Source organism: uncultured Sphingomonas sp., from assembly GCF_964235535.1.
In the GTDB taxonomy this organism is placed as follows: Bacteria; Pseudomonadota; Alphaproteobacteria; order Sphingomonadales; family Sphingomonadaceae; genus Sphingomonas.
Window position 1 is genome coordinate 1 of sequence record NZ_CAXSBH010000079.1, and the last position, 7,085, is coordinate 7,085.

8 protein-coding genes and 2 pseudogenes are annotated in these 7,085 nt (G+C 66.6%); 6 read left to right on the plus strand and 4 right to left on the minus strand.

The features are described 5' to 3' along the window. The 4 genes from ACFE7F_RS15085 to ACFE7F_RS15100 form a co-directional block, all read left to right on the plus strand. Positions 1–405, plus strand: a 405-nt coding sequence (locus ACFE7F_RS15085; protein WP_375404672.1) for a hypothetical protein, incomplete at its 5' end; no start/stop codon positions are given. Positions 406–522: 117 nt separating this feature from the next. After that, on the plus strand, positions 523–1,149 hold the full coding sequence (locus ACFE7F_RS15090; RefSeq protein ID WP_375404673.1) for a hypothetical protein: 627 nt from the start codon (positions 523–525) through the stop codon (positions 1,147–1,149). Positions 1,150–1,281: 132 nt separating this feature from the next. Continuing rightward, positions 1,282–2,193, plus strand: a complete 912-nt coding sequence (locus tag ACFE7F_RS15095; protein ID WP_375404674.1) for a DUF6683 family protein — start codon at positions 1,282–1,284, stop codon at positions 2,191–2,193. Positions 2,194–2,275: 82 nt separating this feature from the next. Further along, complete coding sequence (locus ACFE7F_RS15100; RefSeq protein WP_375404675.1) at positions 2,276–2,986, plus strand: DUF6683 family protein; 711 nt, start codon at positions 2,276–2,278, stop codon at positions 2,984–2,986. 27 nt (positions 2,987–3,013) lie between these two features. Here ACFE7F_RS15100 and ACFE7F_RS15105 read toward each other — a convergent pair whose 3' ends face one another. Then, a complete protein-coding gene (locus tag ACFE7F_RS15105) occupies positions 3,014–3,985 on the minus strand; it encodes a DUF1521 domain-containing protein (RefSeq protein WP_375404676.1) in 972 nt (323 codons plus the stop codon). Next, the gene (locus ACFE7F_RS15110; RefSeq protein ID WP_375404677.1) at positions 3,982–4,452 is read right to left on the minus strand and encodes a hypothetical protein; all 471 of its coding nucleotides are present in this window, start codon (positions 4,450–4,452) and stop codon (positions 3,982–3,984) included. The genes ACFE7F_RS15105 and ACFE7F_RS15110 overlap by 4 nt, the downstream gene beginning before the upstream one ends. Positions 4,453–4,659: 207 nt before the next feature. Here ACFE7F_RS15110 and ACFE7F_RS15115 point away from each other — a divergent pair, with 207 nt between their 5' ends. Beyond that, entirely contained in the window at positions 4,660–5,547 is an 888-nt protein-coding gene (locus ACFE7F_RS15115; protein ID WP_375404678.1) for a DUF1521 domain-containing protein, read from the plus strand. A gap of 42 nt (positions 5,548–5,589) precedes the next feature. On the opposite strand, the pseudogene ACFE7F_RS15120 reads toward ACFE7F_RS15115, so the two are convergent. Beyond that, positions 5,590–6,214: pseudogene (locus ACFE7F_RS15120) on the minus strand (IS3 family transposase); the annotation flags it as partial. Between the two features lie 63 nt (positions 6,215–6,277). Here ACFE7F_RS15120 and ACFE7F_RS15125 point away from each other — a divergent pair. Beyond that, positions 6,278–6,547, plus strand: a pseudogene (locus tag ACFE7F_RS15125) (transposase domain-containing protein); the annotation flags it as partial. Positions 6,548–6,556: 9 nt separating this feature from the next. Here the strand turns inward: ACFE7F_RS15125 and ACFE7F_RS15130 are convergent. Beyond that, on the minus strand, positions 6,557–6,994 hold the full coding sequence (locus tag ACFE7F_RS15130; RefSeq protein ID WP_375404679.1) for a hypothetical protein: 438 nt from the start codon (positions 6,992–6,994) through the stop codon (positions 6,557–6,559). Between the last annotated feature and the right edge of the window lie 91 nt (positions 6,995–7,085).

The window sequence follows — 7,085 nt, forward strand, 5'->3', positions numbered from 1 at the left end:
CCCGCCTGGGCCGGCGGCCCCCCGCCCGCGGACGTCTCCGCCGCCGCGCCGGTCGCGCCTGCCATCGCGCTGGCACTCGACCCGGCGGCCGTCGCGCGCGCCGACCGGATGGCGGCGGCGGTCGCGGAGGCGATCGCGCAGGGCCGCGACCCCGTCTATTCGATTAGGTTCAACGACCCGGACGGCTTGGCGGAGGGCGCGCTCCTCATCCGCGATGCGGGCGGCGCGCTGATCGTCCGGCTGGAGGGCGTGACCCCGGCCGCGCTCGCGGTCGCGCCCGCCGCGCTCGAATCGCAGCTGCGTCTCGCGCTGGGTCGCCGCCGCGTTCGGCTGTCCCGGGTCGAATATGGCGCTCCGATGACACAATCCTTAACGAAATCTAAGCGTTTCGCGGAGGCGATCTAAGCGTTTCGCGGAGGGCGCTCCTGAAAACAGGGGTTTATAAGGGCCGGGAAGGACGAACGAGCCGGGACGCACCCGGGGAGATCGATCCCGACCAAGACCTCAAGTGGGAGAAGTGAAATGGGTATTTTCGGTGGAATTCAGCGCGCGCTCACCAACCCGGCGACGCTAATGCAGCTCGCGACGGGTCCTTCGGGCTGGGCGTCGCTCGCACTCAAGACGCTCGGAACCGCGATCGGCCAGCAACTCATCCAGCAGCTCGGCCAGCAGCTCGGCTTGCCGCAGAGCGTGATCAGCATGGCGCAGAATTCGTACGCTGCTGCGACCGGCAGCCAAGGCGGCCCGCGCGCGATTATGGACGCTGGTTCGCAGCTTGGCCAGCAATTCAATTTGTCGCCCACTCAGCAGGGTCAGCTCGAGCGTGCGGCTATCACTGACCTTAATAACATGTACAGCGGCCTAATTGGCTCCGACGAGTTCAAGGCGGCCAGCTCAGGCGGCTCGGGCAAGGGGTTTCTGGAGCGCATCGCCGTAGCCCTGGGTAAGGCTCTCGACGCGAAGATGAACAAGGCGGCGTCTCTCGCCGATCAGATCGGTAAGCAGGGCAACAGCGACCAGTCGCAGCTGGGCGAGCTGAACGGCAAGATGGCGGCGGTCTCCCAGGAGATTTCTATCCTGTCGAACGCGCTTAACAACACTATCAAGTCGATCGGCGAGGCTCAGTCGACGATCGCTCGCAAGGGCTGATCGCAGCCTGCGGCACCGCGTCGCCGACATGGTCCAGGCAAGAGGAGGTGTGCACGGGTTCGCTCGTGTGCATCTCCTCTTTCCCGTTTCGGACGCTGTGCTACCACAAGCTCTGAAAGGACAGGTATCGACATGCGCTTCTTGGATTCAAAAGGAATGGCGTTCGGGCTTCTAAGCTTGGCGGCTTCGGTTCCGGCCTCCGGCCAAGACTTCGGCGGCTATTATGGCGGAATGGCCTATAACGGCATGATCACGAACCAGACCGCAATCACCCAAGCCGGTATCGGTCGCAATCTGACGCAAGAAGCGCGACGTGGATCAACCTTGTCCAGGCTTTCGGAAGCGAGCGAGTCTGTGGTTGACGCTCCCGCCCTGTCATTCCAACCGTCGCTCACCGCCCGCCGTCAAAACTATGCGAGGTTCGTAGCCAAGACTCGCGCCGTCGATCCGGCCGGTGCGGACGGGCTGGCTGCGAACCTAAAGCTTGATCCGATCGCATTGATGAAGCCTCAGCTTGCACAGGTGGGCTTACGCGTAGACAACGTTGCCGACGCTTATGCCGCCTACTGGATAGAGGCATGGGAGGCTGTGCATGGCGTGACCGGCCAGACCTCTCGCGAAAAGGCGGAGGCGGTCAAGGGGCAGTCCGCCAATGCTATCCTCGCAACGCCGGCGTTCGCCACTGCTACCCCAGCCCAGAAGCAGGAGCTGGCTGAGGCAATGCTTGTTCAAGCCATGCTCGTAGCAGCCGCGCGGGAACAAGCGAATGGCGACAAAGCCAAGCTCGCTGAAATCGGGCGCGCCGTCGAGAAAGGTGCGACCGCCTCAGGCTTTGACCTTCGCGCCATGACGTTGACGGAGGAGGGTTTCGGCCCGGCCCGGAAGACCGGTGCCGCCGACCCCGCGCCCGGCGCGGAGCCGCAGGGGCTCGCCGCGACCGCCGGGGAAGATGCGCGGCCCGGCTACGGCTTCCTCGCCGCCGCCGGTGGCGCTGGGCTGGGCGCGGCGTTCCTGCTGGGCAAGGCGATGGCGCGTAAGGGTTGATCCTGCTCTAACAAGGCGTGATTTCCCAAAGCCATGCGAGTGCTACACCGGCGCGACCTCCTCCGTGTATCAGAGGTTAAAAATGAAGAAACTGGCTTTTACGATAGCGATGATCGCGAGTCCGGCTTCGGCGCAGGATATGCCGGTTTTCGCACCTTCGATAAGCTGGCCGGAAGCCGCGTCGATGAGCCAGTTCGGCCTGCTCGCCAGTCAGGCGCGCAAGCGGGCGGCAGGTCGGGAATCGACGGCGACGGTTCAACCGGTGAGCGCGTCGGACTTCACCTACGCGCCATCGGTCGTGCGCCGTCGCGTGAACTTGGCGCGCTTCATTCAGCGGAGTCGACGCGCCGATCCCGTAGGCGCTGTCCGGATGGAGAAGATCTTCGCTAGCACCGACGTGATCGCGGCGATGGACCGAGAGCTTGGGCCCCATGGCCTACGCATCGATAATGTGGCCGACGCTTATTCCGTCTATTGGATGAATGCTTGGGGCGCGGCTAACGGCGACACGAGCCTGCCTAGTCGCGCGACCGTGCAGGCGGTTCGCGCCCAAGTGGCGGAGACGCTCGCCACCGTTCCTGCCATGCGCGACGCTGATGATGCGGTTAGGCAAGAGCTCGCCGAAGCCTTGCTTGTCCAGGCCGCCCTGATCAGTGCCACGCAGGAAACCTACAAAGATGATCCGGCCATGGCGGCTAAGCTCGCCGCAGCCGTCCGCAAGGGTGCGCGGGAGTCCGGACTGGACCTCGACGCCATGACCCTCACAGATCGAGGTTTACATCCAGCGGGTTGAGGCCTGACCGAAGCGCAGCCCCTTGGCTTATTGGATCGGACGCGCCGCCGTTTCCACAACGTCACGGAAGGCGTGGGATCGTAGCGAGTCCAGGTAGATGCGGCGGCGCTCGCTTGCGCGGTCGCTGGCGTGATCGGCGCTGTCCTCGGCCCTGCGGTCGGCGTCAGCGCGCAGGGCGTTGCTCACCAGGACCGATGGCGGGGTGGCGTAGATCATCGGGTGTCGCGACAGTTGGGCCACCATCTCGCCCACGGATCGTCCGAACTCGCGCCCGCTCATCCGGTCGGCTTCGGGACCGTGGAGCGCGCCCGGCGCGGTTTGGGCCAGCCAGTCGGCGTCGGCGGCGACGCCCGTGTTCTCGCGCAGCCAGCCGTCGCGCTGCCCGTCCTGTTCCAGCACTAGACCGTCGGGGGTGCGGTGCTCCACGGCCTGGCCGTTCCGGGCGGTGGTCACGGTCAGGGTGGCCTCCGCCTCCTGTTCGGCAAACGCCGTGGCAATGTCGGTGATGATCACCGCCGCTGAGCGCTTGGTCACGGTCAGCGTGTCGAGGACGTAGACCATCGGGTTGTCCTCCCGTCTCACGGTCGCGGCGGTGATCACCGCGCCATTGTCGAGCGCGAAGGTGACGTTGCCCCAGAAGCGCGCGGGGGCCGCGCCGTCCGACAGCGTCATCGCCGCGTCCTCGCCCCAGATGGTGGTGTTGAGGCCTGTCAGAGAATTCGACAGCAGCACGGACGCGCGCGCGCGATCGATGTCGAGCAGATAGCCGTCGCCCAGCTCGATCAGCGCCACCGCCGCGCCGTACTGCCGCACCACCAGCAACGCGTTGCCCCCACCCGCGTCGCCGAGCATCGTCACCGTCAGCTCGGGCACGACCGCGACCGCCAACGTGGGGGCGTCCATCGGCTCCGAGCGCGCCACCGCGACGACGCCCGCATCGACCGGGTCGGGGCCGAAGAGCGCGGCGAAGTCGGCAGTCCCGACTGCCCCGACGCTCACCGTCCCGCTCCGGCCGCGACCAGCGCGGCGGTGCGGTCGATCGAGCGGAGCGCGCCGTCGAGCGTCTCGGGTCCGGCCTCGCGCCCCGTTTCGCGTTCCGCCTGGCCGATCGCGTCGTCGATCCGCTGGAGCGAGCGCGATTCGGGCCGCGCGCCGACCAGGCTCGCGCTCTCCACCACGAAAGCCCCGAGCGAGCGGACGAAGCGCCCCTCGTCGACCGGCCCGCCGCCTAGTCCCTGCGTCAGCTCGCGCGCCGCGCCGTTCACGTCGTACGGGTCGGCGTCGGGTCGGTGCTGCTTTTTCGAGTGGCCGTCGCCCAGCAGATCGAACTCCTGCGCGAACGCGGTGGCGACCCGGCCCGCGAGACCCTGCATCGCCGCGCCCGCGCGCGTCCGCGTACCGCCGGGCCCGCCGAGGCGGACGGAGCCGATCGCTAAAGCGCGGTTCAAGCCGGCGGGACCGATCATCTGAGGGGTGAACTCCTGTATGGGCGGAGCGGCATCCGCCCCCGATCGATGGGATATAGCGCAGTCCGTGGCGGAGCGCCCTCCGCGATTCGCGGAGGGAATCGCCCTCCGCCTCCGCGAATCGCGGAGGAAAGTCATCGAATCGCGGAGGGCGGAATAGTTATCGATCGGTTAAACACTGCGGGGACAACGACAGGGAGAAGATCGATGACGATGAACGGAGCCGCGCTGGCATTGAACCCCGCGCTTAACGCCGCCCTCGCCCCCATACGGGACGGCCTGTGGCTGCAGATGGCGGCGGGCGTGCTGGCGCACGGCGTGAACCGCCTCGGGGCGGGGCCGTTCGCGCAAGGGATGTTGCCCGCGACCGTGTCGCTTACCGCCATGGGGACGGGCGGGACGACGCAGGCGCGGGCGCTCGCCAGCTTCGCCGCGACCACCACGGGCGCGCACACTGCCTCGGTCGACCTGGGCGACGGCTATTCGCTGCGCATCGACGAGCGCAACAGCGAGATGACGATCCTGAACGCCAAGACGGGCGAGTCGACCAGGATCTGGGGCGATCCGCATGTCGACATCGACGGCAAGCACGCCTTCGACTTCTGGGGCACCACCACGTTCCAGCTGGAGAACGGCACCAAGCTGACGATCAACACCGAACAATGGAACGGCAATCCGAACATGTACGTCGCGAGCCAGGTGGTCATCACCAAGGGCGCGAACTCGGTCGTCGTGGACGGGATCAGCCAGAACAAGCTGGGCGACTTAAGCGTTACCGTCGGCCGTCAGGGTCGGGCGCTCGACACCGCGCACCGTGACGGGTTCATGCTGTATGAAAACGCGACCGGATCGGGCTGGCGTGCGGAGCACGGCGCGGTCGCGACGCAGACCGACCTGAACGCCACCGCGATCGGCGCGGAATATGGCCCCGGATCGACCACGCCGAGCCTGGGCGAGTTCTCCCGCTTCATCAACGCGTTCCTGTTCACCGGCCGCATCGACTTCACTGGGATCGACACGGCCCGGCTGATCCAGACGGACGCCGATACCGGAAAGGCCACTGCCGCCCGCCCGCGGACTGCGGGCGGGCGCTGACGAACGGGGAGCCGGAGCACCGGTGGGGGTTGCTTAACAGCCGCCACGCTTTGGCTGCTTCCAGGAGACTTTGAGCCCGTCGCGCCGCCAGATCCGCTCGACGCGCGTGTGGTTCACTGATCAGCCTGCCGCATGCAGCAGCGCCGTCACCCGGCGGTAGCCATAGCGCCTAAACTGCTTCGCCAAAGCGACGATGGCGTCCGTCAGCGTCTCTTGGTCATCCGCCCCGCGCCGCGGCTTGCGCTGCGTCGACCGATGCTGGACTAGTAGGATGCATACGCGTCGCTCGGATACGTCCAGCATCTCGTTCACTTGGTCGATACAGCGCCGACGCCGCGCGGAGCTCAGGAATTTAGCTGCGCTTGACCTGCGGGTCCCCGGTCAGCTTCCTGCAAGCCGAGCGTGTGGGGCGTTAGGTCGGAGATTGCGCGTTCCAGCCAGACGTTCTCGTTCTCCAAGTCCTTCATCGGGCGGGCCTGACCGGTCTCCACGCCGCCATACTTTTTCCGCCAGCGATCGTAGAGCCTGCCCCGGCGGAGATCGCGGTTTGCACGCTCACCGAGATCCTGCGGCGCGCTTCCGCAGTGCCGCGGCCCTGCGCCAACACGATCTCCACCTTGCGCAGCTTGCCGATGATCTGCTTCGGCACCGGCCCCTTGTTCGACAGTCGTCCTTCCTTCCTCGGTCCTGACCATCATAGCCGATGGACTGCTCAGAAGGGCAGCTCAGGCGCATCTGCGTCACCAATGACGCCGCCAAGCGCGCGCTTGGCGGTGTAGCCCTGGGCAGGAACGCGTGGCTGTTCGCCGGCTCCGACCGCGGCGGCGAGCGTGCCGCGTTCATGTACCCGCTGATCGGAACCGCCAAGCTCGACGACGTCGACCCGCAGGCCTGGCTCGCCGACATCCTAGCCCGCATCGCCGACCTGTCGCAGAACCGGCTCGACCAGCTGCTGCCGTGGAACTGGCAACCGACGACAACCCTGCTCAAGGCAGCATAGCAGCGGCCTTCACCGAAGGGTTACGCGCCGTCGCGGTAGGGTCGCCACGCACCGACCGCCCACTTCGGGTGTGACGATCACTGTTGCAGGAATGATGAACGCGCCGCAGCTTGCAGGCTCACCCTCGGCCGCGCTCACGCTCAGTTGCCAATCGCCACGATAGGGCTGCGCCACCGCCTCGAGTCGCCCCAGGTCGCGGTCGTTCAGCGTGACATATGTCGCCCCGCGTCCCTCCCGCCAGCGCGACCGGCCATCGCCGCGTCGCGCGCTCAATGAGCATTCGTGCGCGCTTACTCCGGTCGCCTGCGTGAACGCCATCGAAAAGCTCGTCAGCACCGAGTCGCGCGCATCGAGCCGTAGCGCAATCCGCACGCCATCGGACTGGCGGAGCGTGCAAGACTGTTGCGCGGCCTCCGCGGCAGGGCCGTAGGCGAGGGTGCAGCTCAAACAAGTACCGTAAACTCGCGGGAGAGATCGTTTAATTCAAGGGTTCGACCCATCCGAATATTTCGCCTTTTTCGGACCGTGTTGTACGGTT

What these genes read in the sequence shown, in the direction of transcription:
- ACFE7F_RS15090 (WP_375404673.1), top strand. Translation starts at nt 523, where the DNA reads ATGGGTATTTTCGGTGGAATTCAGCGCGCGCTCACCAACCCGGCGACG.
- ACFE7F_RS15095 (WP_375404674.1), top strand. Translation starts at nt 1,282, where the DNA reads ATGCGCTTCTTGGATTCAAAAGGAATGGCGTTCGGGCTTCTAAGCTTG.
- ACFE7F_RS15100 (WP_375404675.1), top strand. Translation starts at nt 2,276, where the DNA reads ATGAAGAAACTGGCTTTTACGATAGCGATGATCGCGAGTCCGGCTTCG.
- ACFE7F_RS15110 (WP_375404677.1), bottom strand. Translation starts at nt 4,452, where the DNA reads ATGATCGGTCCCGCCGGCTTGAACCGCGCTTTAGCGATCGGCTCCGTC.
- ACFE7F_RS15115 (WP_375404678.1), top strand. Translation starts at nt 4,660, where the DNA reads ATGACGATGAACGGAGCCGCGCTGGCATTGAACCCCGCGCTTAACGCC.